The 23,096-nt window shown below is 68.5% G+C and carries 19 protein-coding genes; 15 read left to right on the top strand and 4 right to left on the bottom strand.

All coding sequences use genetic code 11. The features are described from left to right. Positions 1–125: 125 nt before the first annotated feature. Both D0D37_RS14135 and D0D37_RS14130 read right to left on the bottom strand, forming a co-directional pair. A complete protein-coding gene (locus D0D37_RS14135) occupies positions 126–887 on the bottom strand; it encodes an enoyl-CoA hydratase (protein ID WP_116200987.1) in 762 nt (253 codons plus the stop codon). 57 nt (positions 888–944) lie between these two features. Further along, a complete protein-coding gene (locus D0D37_RS14130) occupies positions 945–1,388 on the bottom strand; it encodes an Lrp/AsnC family transcriptional regulator (protein ID WP_037712217.1) in 444 nt (147 codons plus the stop codon). 74 nt (positions 1,389–1,462) lie between these two features. Here D0D37_RS14130 and ddaH point away from each other — a divergent pair, with 74 nt between their 5' ends. Further along, positions 1,463–2,308 carry a dimethylargininase gene (ddaH, locus tag D0D37_RS14125; RefSeq protein WP_116200973.1) on the top strand — a complete coding sequence of 282 codons (846 nt, stop codon included), beginning with the start codon at positions 1,463–1,465 and terminating at the stop codon, positions 2,306–2,308. A gap of 1 nt (position 2,309) precedes the next feature. On the opposite strand, the gene D0D37_RS14120 is transcribed toward ddaH, so the two are convergent. Next, positions 2,310–3,308 (bottom strand): hypothetical protein, encoded by a 999-nt coding sequence (locus tag D0D37_RS14120; protein ID WP_116200972.1) that lies wholly within the window; start codon positions 3,306–3,308, stop codon positions 2,310–2,312. Between the two features lie 43 nt (positions 3,309–3,351). Beyond that, the gene (locus D0D37_RS14115) at positions 3,352–4,227 is read right to left on the bottom strand and encodes an alpha/beta fold hydrolase (protein WP_208719939.1); all 876 of its coding nucleotides are present in this window, start codon (positions 4,225–4,227) and stop codon (positions 3,352–3,354) included. 96 nt (positions 4,228–4,323) lie between these two features. Between D0D37_RS14115 and D0D37_RS14110 the strand changes: the two genes are divergently transcribed. From D0D37_RS14110 to D0D37_RS14045, 14 genes are all read left to right on the top strand, one after another. Beyond that, complete coding sequence (locus D0D37_RS14110; RefSeq protein ID WP_116200970.1) at positions 4,324–4,788, top strand: CGNR zinc finger domain-containing protein; 465 nt, start codon at positions 4,324–4,326, stop codon at positions 4,786–4,788. Between the two features lie 179 nt (positions 4,789–4,967). Beyond that, on the top strand, positions 4,968–5,600 hold the full coding sequence (locus D0D37_RS14105) for a polysaccharide deacetylase family protein (protein ID WP_116200969.1): 633 nt from the start codon (positions 4,968–4,970) through the stop codon (positions 5,598–5,600). A gap of 464 nt (positions 5,601–6,064) precedes the next feature. Further along, positions 6,065–6,763: a glycoside hydrolase family 75 protein gene (locus D0D37_RS14100; protein WP_116200968.1), complete on the top strand. Its 699-nt coding sequence runs from the start codon at positions 6,065–6,067 to the stop codon at positions 6,761–6,763. A 219-nt stretch (positions 6,764–6,982) separates the two neighbouring features. Then, positions 6,983–8,317 carry a nucleotide sugar dehydrogenase gene (locus D0D37_RS14095; protein WP_116200986.1) on the top strand — a complete coding sequence of 445 codons (1,335 nt, stop codon included), beginning with the start codon at positions 6,983–6,985 and terminating at the stop codon, positions 8,315–8,317. A gap of 82 nt (positions 8,318–8,399) precedes the next feature. Continuing rightward, positions 8,400–9,521 carry a glycosyltransferase family 4 protein gene (locus D0D37_RS14090; RefSeq protein ID WP_244223508.1) on the top strand — a complete coding sequence of 374 codons (1,122 nt, stop codon included), beginning with the start codon at positions 8,400–8,402 and terminating at the stop codon, positions 9,519–9,521. 146 nt (positions 9,522–9,667) lie between these two features. Beyond that, entirely contained in the window at positions 9,668–10,972 is a 1,305-nt protein-coding gene (locus D0D37_RS14085; RefSeq protein WP_116200967.1) for a YveK family protein, read from the top strand. Next, positions 10,969–12,579 (top strand): Wzz/FepE/Etk N-terminal domain-containing protein, encoded by a 1,611-nt coding sequence (locus D0D37_RS14080; RefSeq protein ID WP_116200966.1) that lies wholly within the window; start codon positions 10,969–10,971, stop codon positions 12,577–12,579. Before D0D37_RS14085 ends, D0D37_RS14080 begins: the two co-directional genes overlap by 4 nt. Positions 12,580–12,592: 13 nt before the next feature. Next, positions 12,593–14,497, top strand: coding sequence for an asparagine synthase (glutamine-hydrolyzing) (asnB, locus tag D0D37_RS14075; RefSeq protein WP_116200965.1), 1,905 nt, complete (start codon positions 12,593–12,595; stop codon positions 14,495–14,497). Continuing rightward, positions 14,494–16,659 carry a bi-domain-containing oxidoreductase gene (locus D0D37_RS14070; protein WP_116200964.1) on the top strand — a complete coding sequence of 722 codons (2,166 nt, stop codon included), beginning with the start codon at positions 14,494–14,496 and terminating at the stop codon, positions 16,657–16,659. The genes asnB and D0D37_RS14070 overlap by 4 nt, the downstream gene beginning before the upstream one ends. After that, on the top strand, positions 16,659–18,539 hold the full coding sequence (locus D0D37_RS14065) for a heparinase II/III domain-containing protein (RefSeq protein ID WP_116200963.1): 1,881 nt from the start codon (positions 16,659–16,661) through the stop codon (positions 18,537–18,539). The genes D0D37_RS14070 and D0D37_RS14065 overlap by 1 nt, the downstream gene beginning before the upstream one ends. Beyond that, positions 18,539–20,065, top strand: a complete 1,527-nt coding sequence (locus D0D37_RS14060) for a right-handed parallel beta-helix repeat-containing protein (protein ID WP_116200962.1) — start codon at positions 18,539–18,541, stop codon at positions 20,063–20,065. Before D0D37_RS14065 ends, D0D37_RS14060 begins: the two co-directional genes overlap by 1 nt. A gap of 1 nt (position 20,066) precedes the next feature. Beyond that, on the top strand, positions 20,067–21,275 hold the full coding sequence (locus D0D37_RS14055) for an O-antigen ligase family protein (RefSeq protein ID WP_208719938.1): 1,209 nt from the start codon (positions 20,067–20,069) through the stop codon (positions 21,273–21,275). After that, positions 21,272–22,441 (top strand): glycosyltransferase family 4 protein, encoded by a 1,170-nt coding sequence (locus tag D0D37_RS14050; protein ID WP_116200961.1) that lies wholly within the window; start codon positions 21,272–21,274, stop codon positions 22,439–22,441. The genes D0D37_RS14055 and D0D37_RS14050 overlap by 4 nt, the downstream gene beginning before the upstream one ends. 8 nt (positions 22,442–22,449) lie before the next feature. Beyond that, positions 22,450–23,088, top strand: coding sequence for a phosphatase PAP2 family protein (locus D0D37_RS14045; RefSeq protein WP_116200983.1), 639 nt, complete (start codon positions 22,450–22,452; stop codon positions 23,086–23,088). Positions 23,089–23,096 lie beyond the last annotated feature (8 nt).

Here is a 23,096-nt window from a genome sequence, read left to right as displayed (position 1 = left end):
GATCGTAGGGCGGATCGGGCCCTCGTCCGGAGTGACGCGCGTCTCTTGCCGCCCGCACGGCACTGACCAGCAGTTTGCTCCAGGTTGAGGGTTCCCGGAATGTGGGAATTTGTGCGCGGCCCGGCTCAGCGGCCGCTGATGCGCGCCTTCATCGCCGCCAATCGCTCGGCGAATGCCGGTGCGGCCAGCGATTCCAACTGTGGAACGAGTTCGGCGTCGACCGCCGCGGCGTGTTCGGTGAGGCCGCTCGTCTGCCGCATAGTCCGCTTGGTGGACAGCACGACCTCGCGCGGCGCGGCGACCGTCGGGGCGGCGAGGTCGCGGGCGGCCTGGACCAATGCGTCGTGATCACCATCCACAAAGCGCAGTGCGAAGCCGACCCGTACTGCGGATTCCGCCGTAAGGGTTTCGCCGAACAACGCCATCGCGGACGCCTGCTGCGGACCCAGGATTCGTTGCGACATCCAGGTCATGCCGCCGCCCGGGTGCAGGCCCAGTTCGAGGAACCGCGGGATGAATTTGGCGTGCGGTCCGACGAGACGTACGTCAGCGGCCAGCGCGAGGTTCAGACCAGCGCCGACCGCTGCTCCGCCGACCGCGGCGATTGTCGGCAGGCTGCATCCGGCGACAGCGAGGAAGCCCGCGTACACCGAGCGCAGTCCTTCAGCGTCAGCCTTGCCGAGCGCGGTGAGGTCCGCGCCCGCGCAGAACGCTGGCGGCGCGCCAGTAACGATCACCGCGTGCACGCTCTCGTCGGCTTCGGCGCGCGCGACCGCCGCGGCCAGTTCGGCGGAGAGGTCGAGGGTGAGCGCGTTGCGGCTCTTCGGGGCGTCGACGGTGAGCAGCGCGACGCCCTGGTCGTGCTCGCTGTGGATGCGGTCGGTCATGGCGGTCAGCATCGCACCGTCGTGAGTGGCGATCACGGTTAGAACCGCGATTGGCACTCACGACGGGGTCGGCGGGCGCTCCAGCAGCCGAGACAGCACCACCGTCGACACTGTGCGGTCGATGATTTCCAGTCCGCGCAACCGTTCCAGCGCGGTCTCCAGGTGGTGGATGTCGGCGGCGCGCAGGTGCACGATCGCGTCCGCCGCGCCGGACACCGTGTACGCGGCGACGACCTCGGTCAACGGCTCCAGCCGGGCGCGGATCCGGCCGGGCGTGACGTTGCCCTGGCAATGCACCTCGACGAACGCCTCGGTGCCCCAGCCGAGCGCCTCCGGGTCGACGACCGCGGTGAAGCCGCGCAGCACGCCCGTTTCCAGCAGCCGGTCCACGCGCCGTTTCACCGCCGGGGCGGACAGCCCGACCACCTTGCCGATCTCCGCGTAGCTGGAGCGGGCGTTGGCCACCAGGCAGGAAACGATTCGCTGGTCGATGGTGTTCACACGCAATGTTTAGCACGCAGGTGCGCAGTGAACAGCGATTGATTGCGAGATTGGCTCGACCTTAGCCTGGTTGCATGCAGGGAGAGGCTGTGCCGCCGCGGGTGCCCACGCCCCGCCGTTACCTGATGTGCCCGCCGCGTTATTTCGCCGTCGACTACGCGATCAACCCCTGGATGGACCCCTCGAAGCCGGTCAGCGCGGGCGTCGCCGTCGCGCAGTGGACCGAGCTGCGCGACACCTATCGCCGCCTCGGCCACACCGTCGAGGAAATCGACCCGCAACCCGGCCTGCCGGACATGGTGTTCGCGGCCAACTCGGGCACCGTCGTGGACGGGCGGGTGCTCGGCTCGCGCTTCCGCGCCCCGCAGCGCACCGCCGAGGCGGAGCATTTCCGCCGCTGGTTCCTCGAACACGGCTACCGCGACCTGACCATGCCGGAGAAAATCAACGAGGCCGAGGGCGATTTCGCCTGGACCGGAAAGCTGCTGCTGGCCGGCACCGGCTTCCGCACCGACCCGGCCGCGCACGCCGAAGCTCAGGAAGTGCTCGGCGTCCCGGTGGTGTCGCTGCAGCTGATCGACCCGCGCTACTACCACCTGGACACCGCGCTGTTCGTGCTGGCCGAGGCGACCGACACGGCGACTGCGCAGGTCGTCTACTACCCGGACGCGTTCTCGCCGGGCTCGCAGCGCGTGCTGCGCCGGATGTTCCCGGACGCTGTTCTCGCGACCACGGCTGATGCCGAGTGTTTCGGGTTGAACGGGGTGTCCGACGGGCGCAACGTGGTGCTGCCGGTCGAGGCGACGGACCTCGGCGCGCGGCTAGCGGAGCGGGGCTACGAGCCGGTGTACGTGGACATCTCGGAGCTGCGGAAGGCTGGCGGCGGGCCGAAGTGCTGCACGCTGGAGATCCGCAAGTAGGTCAGCGCGGGTAGTCCGCGGCCTCGATCGCGGTCTGCTCCGGGGAGAGGCTGGACGACGTCGCGTACGGGTCGATCTCGCGCACCGTGAGGTCGAGGTTGGTGTGCGTGTACCCGTTGTCCTTCATCGAGGCGGCTTGGCTGAACTTCGAGAACGAGCAGTCGCGGGTGAAGCGCCCGTTGGCGGCGTCCCAGTCCGTGCCGCCGGTGCTGTAGGCGGTGTAGCTGCCGTCCGCGATGCCGCTCGCCGACGCGGTGGCCCCGGCTTTCACGTACACCGTGAACACCGCGCTCCTGCCGTCGGCGAGCGTCACCGCCTGGTCGGTGCCGGAGCTGTTCTTGACCGAGATGGTGTTCTTGCCGCCGCCCGCGCCGGTGAGGACCGCGCCGTTCGCCGCGCCGCGGTTCGGATCCGGCTGCGGGTCGGGGAAGAGCGGGCCGAGGTGATACCCGGCGGCGGTTAGTTTCGCGAGGGTGCCGCGCAGGCCGGCGATGCCCTGGTCGCGGCTCAGCGCGGCGGTGGCCGAAATGCCGCCGCACAGCTTGTTGCTCACCGCGTCGCTGACGATCTTCGAGACGGAGCTGTTGTAGAGGACGTTGAGATCGGTCATGAGCGAGCGGTGGGTGCCGCTGATCGCGTCCGGGGGAGTGGCGGCGTCGAGTTTCTCGATGGCCTTGCCTGCCGCGTTGGTGAGATTCGTGCCCGCGTCGCGCACGGCGGCGGACGTGGTCGCCTGTCCGAGCTGCTGGACCGCCGGGGTGATCGACGCGCCGATGTCGGTGAGCAGCTTCTGGTAGCCCGCCGCGTCGAGCGGTGCCGGTTTGGCGGTGCTGCTCGGCGGGCTGAAGCTGGTGGGAGCGCTGGCCGGGCTGCTCGTCGCGGTTTCGGCCACGGGTTCGTCGTCCGAGCGGGTCGTCAGGTAAACCACGACAGCGGCGACGACGAGGACGAGCACGGCGGTGACGACGAGCAGCCGACGGGGTTTCGCTAGGGCGGGCACCTAGCGATTTTCCGAGCGGGGCAGCGGGCTCGGGTCGGTATTTCTACCGTGGCGACGGCTGCCTCAGGACCCGGCCTAGGAAGCCGCGCAGGTAGCCCGCGACCACGTCGAGGTGGCTTTCCAGCAGGAAGTGACCGCCGTCGATCAGGTGCACCTCGGCGTCCTTGGCGTCGCGTGCGAAGGCTTCCGCACCGGCTGGGCCGAAGATCTCGTCGTTGCGGCCCCAGACGGCGAGCACCGGGACGTCGTGGGTGCGCAGGAACTCGTGCAGCCGCGGGTAAAGCGGGCGGTTGTGCTGGTAGTCGCGGAACAGCGCCAGCTGGATTTCGTCGTTGCCGGGGCGGGAAACGCGGGCGTGGTCGTGCTCCCAGGTGTCCAGGCTGACCAGGCTCGGGTCGGGGACGCCGTGCAGGTACTGCCAGCGGATGGCGTCGTAGCTCAACGCGGTGCGCACGGCGGGTTCGGTGTCCGGGCCGGGGTTCGCGTCGTAGGCCCAGACGTCGGTCCAGAACGACTCGACGAAACCCTCCTCGTACCCGTTGCCGTTCTGCGTGATGATCGCGGAGATCCGGCCGGGGTGCTTGAGCGCGAGCCGCCAGGCGATCGGGGCGCCGTAGTCCTGGACGTAAACCGCGTAGCGGTCCAGGCCGAGCTGGTCGAGCAGGCCGGACGTGAGGTCGGCGAGGGCGTCGAAGGTGTAGTCGAACTCGTCGGCCGCGGGGGCGGCGGAGTGGCCGAAGCCGAGGTGGTCCGGCGCGATGACCCGGTAGCGGTCGGCCAGCAGCGGGATGAGGTTCCGGAACATGAAGGAGCTGGTCGGATACCCGTGCAGCAGGACGATCGCGGGCGCGTCGGCGGGACCGGCCTCGCGGTAGAAGAGCTGCTGGCCGTCGACGGTGGCCGTCCGGTGCTGGATCATGGCTAACCCCTTTGAGGTTTTAATCTGGTTAGGTGCTCGCCATGGAAGCATGGTCGAGCTAACCTGTCAAAGGGTTCAGTCTGGTTAGGAGCTTCGATGGACGCGCTGCTCGACCTGCTCAACAGCAGGCCGCTGGTCAACGGCGAGGAACAGGACGCGCTCGACCGGCAGTGGGCGCTGGAGCACGGTGGCGACGGGAGCGTCGCGGAGTTGGAGCTGCTGCGTCAGGCGCGGGATCTTCTGCGGGACGTCGTGCGCGGGGACAGCTCGCCGGTCGTGTTGCGTCCGCTGTTCGACGGGGTGCGGCAGGTTCCGGAGGTTTCCGCGGACGGCCTTCGCTGGTCGGTCGAGACGCTGCCGCACGCCCGATTGGCGGTCGAGGCGGTTTTGGCTTGGGACGCGCTCGAAAAGGATCTTCCCGGGCGGTTGCGGGCCTGCGCCAATGACGAGTGCCAGCTTTTCCTGCTCGACCGCAGCCGGGCCAACCGCGCACGCTGGTGTTCGATGGCGGCTTGCGGAAACCGGGAGAAAGCCCGGCGGCACTACCACCGTAATCATTGAATCTTCACCCAAACGTGTGAAGCTGACCGTTGTCTACAAGTGTGGACATATTCCGATTTTCCTGCGGAAGTGTTTCCGCCACGCCGGAAGTATGCCGTTGACCATGGGATCGGCGTCGGTAACTACGCCGTTTGCGAATCCGATTAATCGGGTACGGTAAGTCGGACGGGAGGCGCGGGATGATCACCTTTGCGGTGCACGGCGTTGGCAAGCCCCAGCGAGCCCTCGATCCGGGAGAGGACGAGCGGTGGATCACCGTGGAGCAATTCGACGCGCTCCTGGACGTCGTCTCTGTGAGCGGCGCGCAGCTCACTTTCGACGACGGGAACTCGTCGGATGTCGAGATCGCGCTGCCGCGGCTGGTCGAGCGCGGGTTGTACGCCGAGTTCTTCCCGTTGGCCGGCCGGGTCGGCGAGCGCGGATACATCGACCGCGACGGGCTGCGCCGGCTGGTGGACGCGGGGATGCACGTCGGATCGCACGGCTGGGACCGGCTGGACTGGCGGCGCCTCGACGGTTCGTTCGCGGTGCGCCGGGAGCTGGATGACGCGCCGCGGTTGCTGGAACAGCTGAGCGGGACCCCGGTGCGGCGGTTTTCGTTGCCGGAGGGCCGGTTTGACCGGCGGGTGCTGACGCATTTGCGCGAGGCCGGGGCGACGCGGGTGTACGCGAATGTCGGCGGGGTGCGCGGGGCGGCGCTGGTGCGGTCGCGGACGGAGATCCGGTCGGACCTGAACTCCCGCTGGGCCGAGGCCGTGAGCCGCCGACCCCGCCGATTCCCGGCACGCTGGGCGTCTCGGCCCGGGCGGTAACTCGGGTCCGTGAGGGGCCCCTTCACGGACTTCTGGTCGTGAAGGGCCCCTTCAGGACTCTGATTCAATGCCAGGGACCTAATGCAGCGCTGTGGGTGCGGTTCGAAGCGTGCCTGTCCTGGTCGTGGGGGTGCTGTCCGTGAGGGGAACCCTGAGGGACTCAGAGTCCCTCAGGGTTCCCCTCACGGACGCGCGGAAGCGGCTAAGTGGGCATGGGTAGGGCATTTCGGCGGAAGTGGTGGCCTTTGTGGACGGTCGGTAGACGTGAGGCCACGCCGCTTAAGTCCCTGGCATTGGGACTCTGATTCCCTCAAGGGGTCCTTCACGGACCGGGGTGCCCTTACGGACTGCTCGCTTCGGCGGGAAAAAACACCCTCTTTTGGCGGGTTGTGACCGCATCCGTTCGGCGGCATCCTGAGCGCGCGCCGCCGTAAGGAAAGTTTCCTAATAAACAGGGAGCGTCGATGCGGAAACTCGTCCTGCTCGCGATTCTGGCGATCGCCGCCGCCGTCCTGCCCACCGCGCTCGCCTCCGCGGCGACGCCCGCGCCGACCCCGGCCGCAGAAAGAGTTCAGGCGGGCCCGACCGCGGACCAGATCCTCGCCAAGGTCGCCTCCTGCAAGCAGATCTCCAACGGCAAATACAAAACCGACGAAGACTCCGGCAGCGCGACCGTCCCGGTGTGCGACGCGGGCAAGGCGGTCTTCTGGAAAGCCGACATGGACATCGACTGCGACGGCCAGCGCACCACCGAGTGCAACGAGAACACCGACTGCTGCTTCCTGCCCGACACCGCCTTCCCGCAATCCGACGGCAAACCGCTCAACGCCGCCAAACTCCCGTACCTCGTGGTCCCGTCTTCGAGCAGCATCTGGAACTACGAAAACTCCGGTCTGCGCGGCGGCGGTTCCTGCGCGGTGATCTACAACGGCAAGGTCGAATACGCGGTCATCGGCGACACCGGGCCGAACAAGATCATCGGCGAGGCGTCGTACGCGACGGCCAAGGATCTCGGCATCAACCCGGACCCGAAGAACGGCGGGGTCGACTCCGGCGTGACCTATGTGTGCTTCAAGAACTCGGCGGTGAACCCGATCGAGGATCACGGTGCGGCCACGAGCACGGGGCAAAAGCTGGCGTCGGAATTCGTGGGCGGAAACTGAATTTTCCGAAGCTTCGGAAGGCATTCACTGCCCTTTCCGGACAACGGTGGGCAAATTCCCCGGCTGGTACGGCCGGATGGCGTAACCGCCGGTCCGGTGGCGGCGCAGGGCGGGAATCCGTGCGGAGAAACGGGTTCCCGCCTTGTTATGCGGAACCGGTAACGAAGCCCGTCCGCGCTCCGACCAATGAGCAGCGAACGGTCGGGCGGAGGTTCCGTGGTGAAGATCAGCGTCTTCGGGCTGGGATACGTCGGGTGCGTGTCCGCGGCGTGCCTGGCGGGACAAGGACACGAGGTCGTCGGAGTAGACGTCAATCCGGCGAAGGTGGACCTGGTGACGGCCGGCAAGGCGCCGGTGGTCGAGGAACGGATCGGGGAATTGACCGCGGAAGTGGTCGCCTCCGGGGCCTTGCGGGCGACTTCCGAGGTGGCCGAGGCGATCCTCGCGACGGACGTTTCCCTGGTGTGCGTCGGTACGCCGTCCGCGCCCAACGGGAGCCTTTCCACCGAGTATCTGCAGCGCGTCGCCGAGGAGATCGGCGACGCGTTGAAAGAACGAAAAGCTTTGGGGAACAACGAGAACCGGCACACGGTGGTGTTCCGGAGCACGATGCTGCCGGGCACCTGCCTCGGGCTGCTCGTGCCGATCTTGGAAAAGCACAGCGGCGGCACCGCGGGGGTCGATTTCGGCGTCGCGGTGAACCCGGAATTCCTTCGCGAGGGCACCAGCGTCCGCGACTTCTTCCAGCCGCCGAAAACGGTGGTCGGCGAGTTTGATTCAGACAGCGGCGACGTCGTGGCGAAACTCTACGAAGGGCTGCCCGGCGACGTCTTCCGCGTGCCGATTCCGGTCGCGGAGATGACGAAGTACGCGGACAACGCCTTCCACGGCCTGAAGATCGGGTTCGCGAACGAACTCGGCGCGATCTGCCGTGCGCTCGGGCTCGATTCGCACCAGGTGATGGACGTGTTCCTGGCTGATCGCAAACTCAACATCAGCCCGGCGTACCTCCGGCCCGGGTTCGCCTTCGGCGGATCCTGTCTGCCGAAGGACCTGCGCGGGCTGGTTTACGCCGCGCGGCAGGCGGACGTCTCGGTGCCCTTGCTCGCGCACGTACTGCCGTCGAACGCCGAACATCTCCACCGGGCGTTCGAGCTGGTCGCGCGGACCGGGAAACGCAAGATCGGGCTGTTCGGGCTTTCCTTCAAACCGGGCACCGACGACCTGCGCGAGAGTCCGCTGGTCGAACTCGCGGAACGCTTGCTCGGCAAGGGATACGACCTCAAGATCCACGACGCCAACGTCAGCCTGTCGCGGCTGATGGGGGCCAATCGCGAGTACATCGAAAGCAGGCTGCCGCATCTCGGGCAGTTGCTCGCCGGGTCGGTGCAGGAGGTGCTCGACCACTCCGAGGTGTGTTTGATCGGCACCTCGGACCCGGAGGTGCTGGCCGCCCTGCCGCACGGCAGCGGGCCGGTGCTGGTCGATCTGGTCCGCGTCCCGGACGCCGCCGTGCGCCGGGCGGAAGAGGGGTACGTCGGCCTTGCCTGGTGAAGGCTTTTCCGAAAACGAAATCCTGCGGAATCGGGTCGCGCTGATTCTCGTCGAGAATCTGTCGGTGCCGTTCGACCGGCGCGTGTGGCAGGAATGCCAGACGCTGCGCGACGCCGGGATGACGGTGCACGTGATCTGCCCACAGGGCACGAAACGGGACACCGAGGCCGAAGTCGTGCTCGACGGCGTGCACATCCACCGGTACCCGCTGCGGGCGGCGACCGGCGGACCCGCCGGGTACGCGCGCGAGTACGGATCCGCGCTGTGGCACACGTTCCGGCTCGCGCGCAAGATCGGCCGGGTCGACGTCGTGCACGCCTGCAACCCGCCGGATCTGCTCTTTCTCGTCGCCCGGATGCTGCGAAGACGCGGTGCGAAGTTCATTTTCGATCAGCACGACCTGGTGCCGGAACTGTATTTGTCCCGATTCGACCGCGGGCAGGATTTCCTTTACCGCGGCGTTTGTGCGTTGGAACGCTCCACCTATCGCGCGGCGGACGTCGTGCTGTCCACCAACGAGAGCTACCGCCAGGTCGCGCGGATCCGCGGCGGCAAGCGGCCCGAGGACGTGTTCGTGGTCCGCAGCGCGCCGGTCGTGGAGCGGTTCCACGAGGTGCCGGTGGAGCTGGAACTCAAGCGCGGCAAGCCGAATCTGCTGTGCTACCTCGGCGTGATGGGCCCGCAGGACGGCGTGGACTACGCCCTGCGCGCGCTCGTTTCCCTCCGCGATCAGGTGGGCCGCGACGACTGGCACGCGGTGTTCGTCGGCGCGGGCGACACGTTCGACGAGATGGTCGCGTTGTCGCATCAGCTCGGATTGTCCGGACAGGTGGAATTCACCGGCCGGGTGTCCGACGAGGATCTGCTGCGGTATTTGTCCGCGGCCGACGTGTGCCTTTCGCCGGATCCGCTCAACCCGCTCAACGACGTGTCGACGATGAACAAGGTCATGGAGTACATGGCCATGGGCAAACCGATGGTGTCGTTCGAACTCCGCGAGGCACGGGTGTCGGCGGGCGATGCGGCGCTTTACGCCCCGGCCAATGACATCGCGGAGTTCGCGAAGCTCGTCGCCGTGCTCTTGGACGACCCCGAGCAGCGGGAACGGATGGGACAACTCGGCAGGGAGCGCGTGCGCGGACCGCTTGCCTGGGGCAATTCCCAGGCGGCGTTGATCAAGGCGTACGAGCGTGCGCTCGGTTGAGCCGGGTCGCGTTTCGAACAAGGTTCGGCCGGATGGTGTAACCAACCGGTGCGGTGCCGCGACGGGGTCAATGACCCGTGCGTCGGCCCGTGAGGGGAGACCTGGTTTTGAGTGACGAAACAGTACGCCTTTCTGTCGTAGGGAAGGTGGTGCGCCGACGGTGGCGAGCGCTGGTGCTGCTCGCGGTCATCGGCGCGGGTGTCGGGGCAGGGGCTTCCGTGGTGCTTTCGCCGGGATACGAGACGCAGGCCAGCGTGTTGCTGCAGGGACCAAGGCAGCCGGACGAGCTGCTGACCGAGGCGCAGGTGGCGACCAGTTCGGTGGTGCTCGACCGGGCGTCCGCGGCGCTGGGTCTCGGGATTCGCGGGACGGATTTGCAGAAATCGGTCGCCGCGTCCGTAGCGCAGGGCAATGTCGTGACGATTACCGCGAAAGGCTCCAGCCCGGAGCGCTCGCAGCAGCTGGCCGACCAGGTCGCGGGCGAGTTCGTGAAATATTCGACGCAATTGCTCGGAAATTCCGCGGACCAGGCCGCGCAACTCGCGCAACAGCAGAAGGAATCGCTGCGGCAGCAGATCGTGCAGACCAACCAGCGGATCCTCGACCTGTCGAAGTCCGTGGCGAACGGCGACACGGTCGAGGGCGTGCAGGCACGCACGACGCTGCAGGGGTTGCGGACGGCGCTGGAGCAGGCGGTCAACAACCTCAACGCGGCTGACGCGGCGACCGGCGCGGGCAACATGGTCGTGCTCGGCCCGTCCGAACGGCCGTCATCGCCGTCCGCGCCGACGTTCCTGCAGTTGACGGTCGGTGGCGCGGTGTTGTTCTTCGTGCTCGGGATCCTGGCCTACCTGTTCGGCGCCCGGACCGACCGGAGGCCGCGCGGCGAAGGCGAAATCGGTGCGGCGCTGGGTGCTCCGGTGCTGGCGAGCATCGACACCCCGGCGGTTTCGGACGCGCCGGCGAAGTGGTGGCGGAAGGCCGTCGGGAACGACCGGCCGTGGAATCTGCCCGAGGTGCCGGCGTCTGCGGACGCCGCGGCCCGGGAGGTGCGGTACCGCCGCGTGCTCGCGCGGCTGGGTGCGGATCGTGACGGAGTGTTGCGGCTGCTCATTCTTGTTCCGCGCGGAGATGCTTCGGCGCGGAACGTCGCGGAACAATTCGCCGGTACGGCTCGTGGCGATCGCATCCGCGTCGAGGTGACGGTGGCCGAAATCGAGGTGGTACCCGGGGCGCAGCCGATCGTGCCGGACGGAACGGCAGGTGTGCTCGTGGTGCTCTCGCTTGGCTCGCGCAACGCGTGGGAACTGGTTTCGATTGCGGAGGCTTGCGCGGACTCCGGACACGAAATTCTCGGCGCCGTGCTGGCCCGGGAAGTCCACGTCGCCGGGGGACCGAAGCAAAAGCCGTCCGCCAAGCAGCGGGCCGACGAACTGGCGGGTGCGCGATGACCGCCGCACAGGCCCAGCCGCTGGTCGACCTCCAGCGCCTGGTGGTCTCGCTGCGGCGCAAGCGGCGATTCTGGCTGACGACTGCGCTGGCCGGGTTGATTCTCGGCTGCGCGGTGGCGATTTTTCTGCCCGCGCCGCCCACTGCGGTCACGAAGATCATGGTGGTCCACCCGGACGATTCGCCGACCGACAGCGGCACGCTCATGCGTACCGACGTCGCCGTGCTTTCGACGGCGAACATGGCGGCGGCCGCGCTGAAACGGATCAACAACACCGAATCGCCCTCGGATTTCCTCAAGGACTACGCCGGGCTCGGCCTCACCAACAACGTCATGCAGGTGACGGTCAAGGCGAAGACCAAGGACGACGCGGTCGCGAAGGCGAAGGCGCTCGCGGACGCGTTCATCGCTGACCACACGGCGCGCACTCAAGCCGCCGCCACCGGCCGCTCGAAAGCGTTGCTGCAGCAGCGGGATCAGTCGCAGGCGCAGCTGGCGGACATCGACAATCAGGCTGCGGTCGAGGTCGGGAAGGGCCGTAATTCCAACGCTGGTGCGCTGGAGCAGCTGTACACGCAGCGCGCGAATCTGGTGTCGAAGATCGCCGATTTGCAGAACCAGGCGCAACAGGCCGGGATCGGGTCGCCGGAGGTCATCGCCGGGACGCAGATCGTGGACGCACCAGCGGTGCAGCCGGTCTCCAAGTTGAAGACCTATGGCACCGACGGTGGCGTCGGGCTGGCCGTGGGTCTCGCGCTCGGGATCGCGTTCGCGGCGGTGAGCGCGTTGGTCCGGGACCGGCCGGTATTGCGCCGCGAAATTTCGCAGCACCTCGGGGCTTCGGTCATCGCGCAGGTGGGTGTGAAACCGATCGGCCCGGCGAAGCTGTGGCGGCGCTCGAAGGCGGTTACCGAGTCCAGTCGGGTCGCGCTCACGCTCGCACGGGCGGCGCGGGAGGACCCGGCTTCGCTGTCGCTCCTGGAGATCGGCGCGGCTTCTTCGGCGGCGGAGCTGGCGGTGGAACTCGGCCGGTCGCTGGCCGAGGACGGGCCGGTGGTGCTCGTGGACGACCTGCCGGGCAAGGAAGTGTCGCGGCTGCCGGTGGAGGGAAACGTCCAGGTCGTCGAGGCTGGCGACCCGGCGGTGGCGCGCGCGGTGCGGCGGGTCGGGGTCGGCACGGCCTCTCCGGGCACGGCGTGGACCGACCTGTCGGCGCTCGGCGCGGAGGCCGTGCTGGTGGTGCGAGCCGGGTTCGCGAACACGCAGTGGCTGCACACCGTCGCGCGGCAGCTCGCTGACTGCGGCGTGCCGATTCTCGGCGTCGTGCTGGTCGATCCGGATCCGAAGGACAGCACCGACGGCACGCTCTGGGACGGGCTGCACACAGCGTTGCGCGGACGCGCGGCCGTGGTCGCGAAGAAACAGGCGGACGCGGTTGTCGAGCTGGAGCTTCGCGAAGAGAGCAAGCCGATCGAATGGCCCGGGAAGCGCGACACCGAACGCAGGCGGCGTCCGCTCGAGCGGACCCGCCCGCCGTCGCCGCACGAGCGGATGGACGTGGATCCGGACGCACCTACGAGGCGGCTCAAACCCGTACAGGAAAGCTAGGGGGACGAAGCGCATGTGCGGCATCGCGGGCGCGTACAGCTGGCCGGACGGCGGCCCGCTCACCGACCGGCTCACCCAGTGCCTCGCGCACCGGGGTCCGGACGGCGACGGCCGCTACGACCACCGATACGTCCACTTAGGACACCGACGGCTGTCCATTGTGGACCTTTCGGAAACCGGCGCGCAGCCGATGACGGCCGAGGGCCTCGCCCTGACCTACAACGGCGAGCTGTACAACGCGCCGGAGCTGCGGGCCGAACTCGAAACCGCCGGAGTCCGGTTCCGCGGCACCTCCGACACCGAGGTACTGCTGCGGGCCTGGCGGGAGTGGGGCACGGACTGCCTGCCGCGGCTGCGCGGGATGTTCGCCTTCGCGGTGTATGACGAACGCACTGGTGAGCTGGTGCTCGTGCGGGACCAGCTGGGCATCAAGCCGCTGTTCTTCGTGCGGCGCGGAGGCGGGGTCGTGTTCGCGTCGGAGCTAAAAGCGCTGGCTCGCGAACTCGGCGGCACCTTGAACGTGGACCAGGCGGCGATGATCGCGTCGCTGCTCTATTACTGGGTCCCGGACAGCCGGTGCGCCTACCGCGAGGCGGAGAAACTGTCGCCCGGCACTTGGCTGCGGTTCCGGCCGGACGGCAGCACGGACACCGGCACGTACTGGTCGCTCCGCGAAGTCGCCGAGGAAGGCGCGGCATATCGCGGCGAGGTCGACCTGCACGCGGTCGTCGAGGATTCGACCCGCAAGCACCTGCTGTCCGACGTCCCGGTGGCGACCTTTCTTTCCGGCGGCCTCGATTCCAGCTACCTCACCGCCTTGGCCGCGCGCGAGCAGCCGGGGATTTCGGCTTACACGATCGGTTTCCGTCCCGAGGACGCGAAATTCGAGGCGATGCCGGATGACCTGCGTTACGCGCGGATCGTCGCCCGCCAGTTCGGCGTGGACCTGCACGAGATCGAGATCGCGCCGGACGTGCAGGATCTGCTGCCGCGGATGACGCATCACCTGGACGAACCGATCGGCGATCCGGCGGCGATCAACTCGTACCTGATCTGCTCGGCGGCGCGCGAGGCCGGGGTGAAGGTGCTGCTGTCCGGGATGGGCGCGGACGAGTTGTTCGCCGGGTACCGCAAGCATTTGGCGAACCTGCTGGCGTTGCGGTACCGGCGGGTGCCGGGCGTGGCGCGCCGGGCGATCGGGGCGGCGGTCGACCGGCTGCCGGTCGCGTCGTCCACGCGCGGTTATCGGTCGGTGCGGTTCGCGAAGCGGTTTCTGTCCTTTGCGGACCTTCCGGAGGAAACGGCGTTCCGGCGCAGCTACACCATGTACGACCGGGCCGAGCTGCTCGACCTGGTCTCACCGGATCTCCAGTCCGAAGTGGACGATGTGCTCACCGAACACGCCGACGTCTACTACGACACGAAGCTGACCGACCAGGTCAACCGGATGTGTCTCGCCGACGCACGAATGTTCTTGCCTGGCTTGAACCTCGCCTACACCGACCGGTCCACCATGGCCGCTTCCACCGAGGTGCGAACGCCCTTTGTGGACGTCGAAGTGGTCCGGGCGGCGTTCCGGGTGCCGGGCCGGGAGAAGATCGCTGGTCGGCAAGGCAAGGTGGCGTTGAAGAAAGCGGCGACGGCGATCCTGCCCGACGAAATCGTGTACCGGCCGAAGGGCTTGTTCAGCGCGCCGCTGCGGGCGTGGATGAGCCGGGACCTCGCGCCGTTGGTGCGGGAGGTCATCGAGGAGGGCGTCCTGGTCGAATCCGGTTTCCTGCAGCGCGACGCCCTGCGCAAGCTGGTGGCCGAGGACGCCGCAGGGCGCGAGGACCGCGCGAAACATCTTTGGCACGTGCTGACCCTCGAGTACTGGTACCGCGGGGCCCTCCGCGGAGAGCGGCTAGGAGTCCAGTGAAACAGGTAGTGCAGAACTACAAGAGCGGCGAACTGGCCCTGCTCGACGTCCCGGTGCCGGCGTGCAAACCGGGCGGCGTGCTGGTCCGCAGCCAGTACTCGCTGATCTCGACCGGCACCGAGATGATGAAGGTGTCCGAGGCGGGGATGTCGTTGCTGGGCAAGGCCCGGTCGCGGCCGGACCAGGTCGCGAAGGTCATGCAGAGCGTCGCGACGAACGGGCTCGCCGCGACGTATCGCAAGGTGTCCGGGAAGCTCGATTCCTATACGCCGCTGGGTTATTCGCTGTGCGGCGTGGTCGAACAGGTCGGCGAGGGCATCGACGACGTCGTGGTCGGCGACCTTGTGGCGTGCGCCGGGAACGAGCACGCGCTGCACAGCGAGCTGAACTGGGTGCCGAAGAACCTGTACGCGAAGGTGCCAGCCGGGCTTTCGCCGCGGCAGGCGGCGTTCGCGACCGTCGGCGCGATCGCGATGCAGGGCGTCCGGCGCGGCGAACCGCAGCTCGGCGACCTCACGCTGGTGATCGGGCTCGGCCTGATCGGTCAGCTAGTGGTGCAATTGCTGGTGGCGACCGGCGCGCGCGTCGTCGGCGTGGACCCGGACGCGCAGCGCTGCGAACTCGCGCGGGAGCTGGGCGCACTCGCCTGCGGACATCCGGCGTCCGGCGAAATCGACCAGGCGGTGGCCGAGCTGTCCGGCGGACACGGCGTCGACCAGGTGTATCTCGCCGCGGGCGGGGCGTCGAACGATCCGGTGGAGCTGGCCGCACGGCTCGCGCGCGACCGCGGCCGGGTAGTGGACATCGGCAAGATTTCGCTGAACCTGCCCTGGAATGCGTACTACGAAAAGGAACTCGACGTCCGGTTCTCCCGCTCCTACGGGCCCGGCCGCTACGACGCGTCCTACGAACTCGAGGGCCGCGACTACCCGATCGGCTACGTGCGCTGGACGGAACGGCGCAATCTTGAGTGCTTCCTCGACCTGGCCGCGCGGGGCAAGCTCGACGTGTCTCCGCTGATCAGCCACACAGCGGACTTCTCCGCGGCGGTCGATACCTATCGGGCGCTCAACGAGGGCGAGCTGAAGGCGGTCGCGGTGCTGTTCCGCTACCCGGACGCGCCGCCCGCCGAGGACGAAAGCGTGGTGTCCGCGGTTCCCGCCGTGGCGGCAGCGGAAACCCGGTCGAACCCGTTGCGGGACTTGCGGATCGGGTTCATCGGCGCGGGAAACTACGCGTCCTCGATGATCCTGCCGCACCTGGCCGGGGACGAGCGCGTGTTGCTCACCGACGTCGTCACCACCTCAGCGCTTTCCGGGGCCAACGCGAAGCGCAAGTTCGGTTTCGTCGCGGCCAGCACCGATGTCGACGCGCTGCTGGAGGACGACGAGGTCAGCACGGTCTTCGTGGTGACCCGGCACAGTTCGCACGCCGAGCTGACGCGGCGGGCGCTCCTGGCGGGCAAGGCGGTCTTCGTGGAGAAGCCGCTCGCGTTGTCGGAGAAGGAATTGCGCAGCGTCGTGGACGCGGTGGCGGAATCGGGCAACAACCGGCTCCAGGTCGGGTTCAACCGCCGGTTCGCGCCGCTGCTGGTCGAGGCGAAGAACCAGTTCGGCCCGCGTGTCGGCCCGGCTTCGGTGCGGTACCTGGTCAACGCGGGCCGCTTGGACGCGAACAGCTGGTATAACCAGGCCGATTCCGAGGGCAGCCGCTTCGTCGGCGAGGGCGGGCATTTTATCGACACGGTCAGCTGGTTCCTCGGCAGCGACCCGGTTTCCGTCTACGCCACCGGCACGCCCGGCAACCACGATCTGCAGGTGCTGTTGCGCTACGCCGACGGTTCGACGGCGTCGATCAGCTACATCACCAGCGGCAGCACCGCGTTTCCCAAGGAAACGCTGGAGGTGCTCGCCGACGGCAAGGTGCTGAAATTCGACGATTTCGTCCGCGCTTCGGTCTACGGGCGCAAGCGCTGGACCAGTTCGCGGCTGCCGAAGGCCCGCGACAAGGGCCAGCAGGCCGAACTGGACGCGTTCATCACCGCGTTGAAGACCGGGGTCGCGATGCCGATCAGCCTCGACTCGCTCGTAGCCACGACGCTGGCGACCCTGGCCGTGCACCGCAGCCTCGAAACCGGCGCGCCGGTGCGGTTGGAGCGGTGATGGACCCGTCCTGGTACCTGCGGCGGCTGTCCGCGATGGGTCCGGCGGAGATCGTCGGCCGGGTCGGGGACGTCGTGCGCAAGCAACGGTGGCGCGGCGAATCCCAGCGGCAGCCGACCTGGGCGGCGACCCGGACGTTCCCGGCCTGGCCTGCCGAGCCGGAGGTACCCGCGACCGGACGGGACCGGCTGGTCGCGGCGGCGGACCGGCTGATGGACGGGCACGCCGAGTACTTCGGCGTCGTGCGAGACGACCTCGTCGCGCCGGATTGGGCGTTCGACCCGAAGACCGGCCGTCGTGCGCCGGGGGATCAGTACTCCTTCGAGATCCCGTACCGCGACGAGAACGCGATCGGCGACATCAAGCAGATCTGGGAGCCCTCGCGGCATCAGCATTTGACGGTGCTGGCCGCCGCGTACCGGGTGACCGGCGACGACCGTTACGCGCACCGCGTGGCCGACCATCTGAAGTCGTGGTGGGCGGCCAACCCGCCGATGCGCGGCGTGCACTGGCTGAGCGGGATCGAGCTGGGCATCCGGCTGCTGTCGTGGGTGTGGGTGCGCCGCCTGCTGGACGGCTGGTCCGGCGCGCCTGGGTTGTTCGAGGACAACCCCGAGGCGCTGCGGCAGATTTGGCAGCACCAGCGGTGGCTGGCGGCGTTCCCGAGCCGGGGCACGTCGGCCAACAACCACGTCCTCGCCGAGGCCGCCGGGCAGCTGGCGGCGGCTTGTGCGTTCGACTGGTTCCCAGAGTCCGCTAGCTGGCGATCCGACGCGATCCGCTCGCTGGACTTGCACTTAAGGGCCAACACCTTCACCTCCGGCCTGAATCGCGAGCTGGCCACGGAGTACCACGGTCTCGTGCTGGAGCTGGGCCTCGCCGCCGCACTCGAAGCCGGACCGCGACTGCCGCGCTCGACCTGGCTGGAACTCCGGGCGATGTGCGACGCCCTCGCGGCCATTGTGGACTGTGCCGGACGTCCGCCCCGCCAAGGCGACGCCGACGACGGCTTCGGCCTGATCGTGGACGGCCCGGAGACAGACCGCTGGCATTCGCTGCTGGCCACCGGCGACGCACTGTTCGGCCGCGCGGAGTGGTGGCCGAAGCTTCCTGCCGACGACGTACGCACGGCGTTGTTCGCGGCGCTGCGCTCCCGAGTGCCGCAGCTGGACAACGCCCGGGAGCGCCCGGTTTTCGCCGACGCGGGCATGACCATCCTGCGCAGCGAGAACGGCCCGGAGATCTGGTGCCGCTGCGACAGCGGCCCGCACGGTTTCCTCTCCATCGCTGCGCACGCACACGCCGATGCGTTGTCCATCGAGGTCCGGCATGACGGCGTCGACATCCTCGCCGACCCGGGAACGTACTGCTACCACGGCGAACCCGAGTGGCGCGCGTACTTCCGCTCCACGCTCGGCCACAACACGCTGCAGCTCGGCGGTGTCGACCAATCGACATCCGGCGGTCCATTCCTGTGGACGCGGCACGCTAACTCGCGCACCCTCGCCTCGGCTCCCGCACAATGGCAGGCCGAACACGACGGTTACGCCCCGGCGCTGCACCGCCGCACCGTCGAGCTGTCCGCCCGGACGCTGACCGTGGTGGACGAGGTGACCGGCGGCGGCCCCGCCAAACTCGCCTTCCACCTCGGGCCGCTGCTGGCCGTCGAGCTGGAGGGAAACACCGCCCAGCTCACCTGGCCCGGCCGTACCGCGACGCTGGAGCTTCCGCCGCAGCTCGCCTGGACCGCGCACCGAGGCGAGACGAATCCGCCGCTGGGCTGGTACTCGCCCGGTTTCGGTCGCCGCGAACCCGCCACGACGCTCGTCGGCTCCGGTGCCGTCACCGGGCCGCTGACCACTGTGCTCCGCCTGCCCTGATGTCGAGAGGATCCACCGTGCGAAGGATTTTGGTGCCGCTGCTGGGAGCGCTGCTCCCGCTCGCGCTGGCTTCGTGCAGTTCGTCCGGAGCCGCGCCCGCTCCGGCCGCCGGATCGACTACGCCGCAGGGCCCGATCGCCGCGGTCTGCGATCACGCGCAGCCCGGTCCGGCGACCGCGCCCGCCGGGGCCGTCCAGGTGGATCCGGCCGTGGTGGACGACTTGTCGGCCAAGACGAAGAATTCCCCGGCGGGCACCACGTTCTGGCTCGCGCCCGGTACGCACCGGCTCAGCGACGACGAATACGCCCAGGTGCAGCCCAAGGACGGCGACGTCTACCTCGGCGCTCCCGGCGCGGTGTTCGACGGGCGCAAGAAGAACCGGTACGCCTTCGCCGGCCCGGGCAAGGACGTCCGGCTCGAATCGTTCACCGTGCAGGGCTTCACCGCGCCGCGCGACGAGGGCGTGGTCAACCACGATTCGGCCGCTGGCTGGGTCATCCAGCACCTGACCGTGCAGGACAACGACGGGGCCGGGCTGATGGCCGGGCCGAAGCAGCAGATCCTCGACAGTTGTCTGCGGCGCAACGGCCAGTACGGCCTGAACGCCTACTCCGGCAACGCCGTCGTGACCGGACTCGTGCTGCGCGGCACCGAAATCACCGGCAACAACACCGGGAACTGGGAGACCAAGGTCCCGGAGTGCGGCTGCACCGGCGGCATGAAGTTCTGGGCGGTGGACGGCGCGGACGTCGTCGGCAACTGGGTGCACGACAACCGCGGCACCGGGCTGTGGGCCGACACGAACAACAACGATTTCCTGATCGAGGGCAACCTGATCGAGAACAACGACAGCGCCGCGATCATTTACGAGACCAGCTACAACGCGATCATCCGCAACAACACGATCCGCCGCAACAATCTGCTCGACGGCCGCGCGCACGCCGACCGCGGCGACCCGTTCCCGGCGGCGACGATCTATATTTCCGAGTCCGGCGGCGAACCGCGGCTGAAGGCCCGGACGAGCAATCTCGAAATCTCCGGAAACCTGCTGCAGGACAACTGGAACGGCATCATCCTGTGGGAGAACGCCGACCGGTTCTGCAACAGCCCGGCCAACACCTCCAGCGGCTCGTGCACCAAGCTCGTGCCGAACGTCTCGACCTGTTCCGCGCCGGCGATCGCGAAGAAACCGCTGTACAGCGACTGCCGATGGAAGACGCAGCGGGTCGTGGTGCAGCACAACCAGTTCACGCTCAACTCGAAGGCGCTCGGCTGCGAGGAGGTGTGCGGCCGGATGGGCGTGCTGTCGAATTTCGGCAGTTACCCGGACTGGTCGCCCTACCAGGGCGCGGTGATCCAGCAGGCGATCACGTTCCAGCAGGACAATTCCTGGCACGACAACGCTTACGCCGGGCCGTGGACGTTCGTCGCCAAGGAAATGAGCAACATCGTCGGCATCGGCGAATGGCAGGGCGCGCCGTACCACCAGGACGCGAATTCGAGCTATAAGCCGAACGGGGGCTGACATGGCCGAATTGACCGCCACCCTGCCCGCCGAAACGAAATCGGTACCGAAAGCGGTAAGCGCGGCCTGGGCGCTGCTCATCCTCAACACGCTCGGTTCGACCGGCGCGCAGACGGTGATCCCGTTGCCGCGCACGGTGATCCAGCTGGTCACCATGGGCGCGTTGATGACCGCGTTCCTGCTCGCCCTGATGCTGAACCTGCGGATCCGGATCCGGCCGAGCGCGTACCTGCTGCTCCTGACCTTCCTGCTGCTGACGAGCATCGTGGCCAGCGTGCACCTGGAATCCGGCTACGGCTCGCTGTTCCGGTGTTTCCGGTTCACCGTGTTCGTCGCGACGCTCTGGCTGCTCAGCGGCTGGTGGGACGGGTCGTTCGCGTTCGTGCGGGCGCACATCCGGATGTTCGGTGCGGTGCTGATTTCGGTCGTGCTCGGCCTGGCGATCTCGCCGGGCAAGGCAATGCCGGACATCTACGGCGGCCGGCTTTCCGGCGCGGTGTGGCCGCTGACGCCACCGCAGGTCGGCCAGTACGCGGCGGTCATCGCCGGGCTCGCGGTGCTGATGTGGCTCGGCAAACGGACGGACGCGAAGAGCGCGTTGCTCGTCGCAGTGCCGTCGCTCGGGCTGCTGCTGCTCACACACACCCGCACCGCGACGCTCGGGCTCGTCGCCGGGCTGATCGTCGCGTTGCTGTCGCTGGGGCTGGTCAGCGCGCGGGCGCGGAAGGTGTTCGCCGGGATCGTGCTCGTGGCTGGCTTCGCCGCGGTGGTGCTGGGCGGCCTGCTGCAGGCGTGGTTCCTGCGTGGCCAGAGCACCGACGATTTCTCCAGCCTGACCGGCCGCGCGAAGGTGTGGGACGCGCTGCTTTCCGCGCCGCGGACCGGGTTCGAGTACATCTTCGGCGTCGGCCTCACCGACAAGTCCTACGACGGCCTGCCGATCGACAACAGCTGGCTCGCGATCTACCACGAGCAGGGCTTCGTGGGAATCGGGATCGTCGCCGCGATGCTGCTGGTGCTGGTCGCGATCGCGGTGCTGCGGCCGCCGTCGGTGGCGAGGGCGAGCGCGATTTTCCTGATTGCTTACGTCATTTCCGCGTCGTACACCGAAGCCGGGCTCGGCGACGCGTCGCCGTATTTGCTGCATCTGGCGGTCGCCGCGTCGTTGCTGGCCGCGGGCGAGGCTCCAGCGAGGGAGAAGCTGGCGTGAAGGTTCTGGTGGTGCACAACCGCTATCGGTCGGAGCAGCCGAGCGGCGAGAACAACGTGGTCGACGCCGAGGTCGCGCTGCTGTCGTCGGCCGGGATCGACGTGCAACGGTTCGAGCGGCACAGCGACGACATCGCGTCGATGCCGTTGGCGCGCAAGGCGTTGGTGCCGTTGCAAGTGCCGTGGAACCGCGCTTCGCGGACCGAACTGCTGGCTCGGCTTCGCCGGGATCGGCCGGACGTCGTGCACGTCCACAACACCTTCCCGCTGCTGTCCCCGTCGGTGCTGGCCGCGTGCGCCGACGCGCGGGTGCCGGTGGTCGCGACCCTGCACAACTACGGCCTCGTCTGCCCGCCCGGCACGCTCTACCGCGACGGCCGGATCTGCACCGACTGCGTCGGCGGCCTGCCGGTCCCCGCGGTCCGGCACGGCTGCTACCGCGATTCGGCCGCCGCGACCGTGCCGATGGCGGTAAACCTGCTGGTCAACCGGGATCGCTGGCGGACCGGGGTAACCCGGTTCTTCTGCATCTCCGACGCCCAGCGCCGCCTGCTCGTGGACGCCGGGCTGCCAGCCGCGCGGATGACCGTGAAGCACAACTTCGTCCCGGACGAGGGGCGGCGGCGCATCGGCGAGGGTGAGCACCTCCTGTTCCTGGGACGGCTCACCGAGGAGAAAGGCATCCCGCTGCTCAAAGCGGCGTGGGAGCAGTACACCGGCAAGCTGCCGCTGCTGATCGCCGGGACCGGGCCGTTGTCCGACGACGTCGCGGCCTGGGCGGCTGGGCGGGAGAACGTGTCGTACGTCGGCCTGCAGGACCGCGCTTCGTGCCAGGAACTGATCGCGCGAGCGACGGCGGTCGTCGTGCCGTCGACGTGGCTGGAGGCGTTCGGTCTCGTGGTGGTGGAGGCGATGGCGGCCGGGGTGCCGACGGTCGCGCCCGCGCACGGAGCCTTCGAGGAGTTGGTCACCGATGGTGTCACCGGCTTGCTGCACACTCCGGGCGACGCGGCGGCGCTGGCCTCAGCTTTGTGCGAGGTGGCCGACGCCGAGCTGAACCAAAAGATGGGCGAGGCCGCGCGGCAACGGTACGACGCGGACTTCACCCCGGAAGTAGGGCTGAAACGGCTGCTCGAAGGCTACGAGGAAGCGATTTCAGCGGTATGAAGGAAGTTGTGCGCGACCGACTGAAGACCTCGCCCCGAGCGCTTCCGATGGTTCTGCGCACGCCTTCGCTGGTCTTGGCGGTGCTCGGGCTCGTGGCGTTGATCGCGCTGGGTCTGCGCTTCGCCGGACACTCGGTACCGAGCGCCTTCGACGCCCCGCTCCTGCCCGGCCCGGACCTCGTGCCCGACCCATGGTGGTACTTCGCGACGGCGATCGACTTCTGCGGCGAACCGCTGGGCGCGGTGCTGATCCTGCTCCTGGTAATCGGCGGTTGCCTGCTGACGCACCGACCGCGAACGGCAGTGCTCGCGGTGGTCGGCTGCGGTCTCACGGTCGGGGTGACTTCGGTGCTGAAACCCCTGACCGGCCGGACGATCCATGGCAGCTACCTGTCGTTCCCCAGCGGCCACACCGCCTTCGCGACGGCTCTGGCGCTAACCGGTGCTTACGTCCTGGCCGGTCGGTTGAGCCGGTTCGCCGCGGTGGCGTGGACGCTGGGGCTGGCTTTGGTGTCCGGCTTCCTGATGGCGTGGGCCGAGGTCGGGCTAGGCGCGCACTACCCGACCGACACGATCGGCGGCTTCGCTGCGGCGCTGGCGATCATTCCTGGCACGGCCTACTGGATCGACCGAATCGTCGACCACTAGCTGCTGAT

The organism is Amycolatopsis circi, assembly GCF_003385235.1.
GTDB classification, from domain to species: domain Bacteria; phylum Actinomycetota; class Actinomycetes; order Mycobacteriales; family Pseudonocardiaceae; genus Amycolatopsis; species Amycolatopsis circi.
The sequence above is the reverse complement of the archived record's forward strand: the minus strand, read 5'-3'. Positions and strand labels throughout refer to the sequence as shown.

Coding starts and splice junctions, on each gene's coding strand:
- D0D37_RS14135 (WP_116200987.1), bottom strand. CDS start 887: ATGACCGACCGCATCCACAGCGAGCACGACCAGGGCGTCGCGCTGCTC.
- ddaH (WP_116200973.1), top strand. CDS start 1,463: ATGCAGGGAGAGGCTGTGCCGCCGCGGGTGCCCACGCCCCGCCGTTAC.
- D0D37_RS14115 (WP_208719939.1), bottom strand. CDS start 4,227: ATGATCCAGCACCGGACGGCCACCGTCGACGGCCAGCAGCTCTTCTAC.
- D0D37_RS14110 (WP_116200970.1), top strand. CDS start 4,324: ATGGACGCGCTGCTCGACCTGCTCAACAGCAGGCCGCTGGTCAACGGC.
- D0D37_RS14105 (WP_116200969.1), top strand. CDS start 4,968: ATGATCACCTTTGCGGTGCACGGCGTTGGCAAGCCCCAGCGAGCCCTC.
- D0D37_RS14100 (WP_116200968.1), top strand. CDS start 6,065: ATGCGGAAACTCGTCCTGCTCGCGATTCTGGCGATCGCCGCCGCCGTC.
- D0D37_RS14080 (WP_116200966.1), top strand. CDS start 10,969: ATGACCGCCGCACAGGCCCAGCCGCTGGTCGACCTCCAGCGCCTGGTG.
- asnB (WP_116200965.1), top strand. CDS start 12,593: ATGTGCGGCATCGCGGGCGCGTACAGCTGGCCGGACGGCGGCCCGCTC.
- D0D37_RS14065 (WP_116200963.1), top strand. CDS start 16,659: ATGGACCCGTCCTGGTACCTGCGGCGGCTGTCCGCGATGGGTCCGGCG.
- D0D37_RS14060 (WP_116200962.1), top strand. CDS start 18,539: ATGTCGAGAGGATCCACCGTGCGAAGGATTTTGGTGCCGCTGCTGGGA.
- D0D37_RS14055 (WP_208719938.1), top strand. CDS start 20,067: ATGGCCGAATTGACCGCCACCCTGCCCGCCGAAACGAAATCGGTACCG.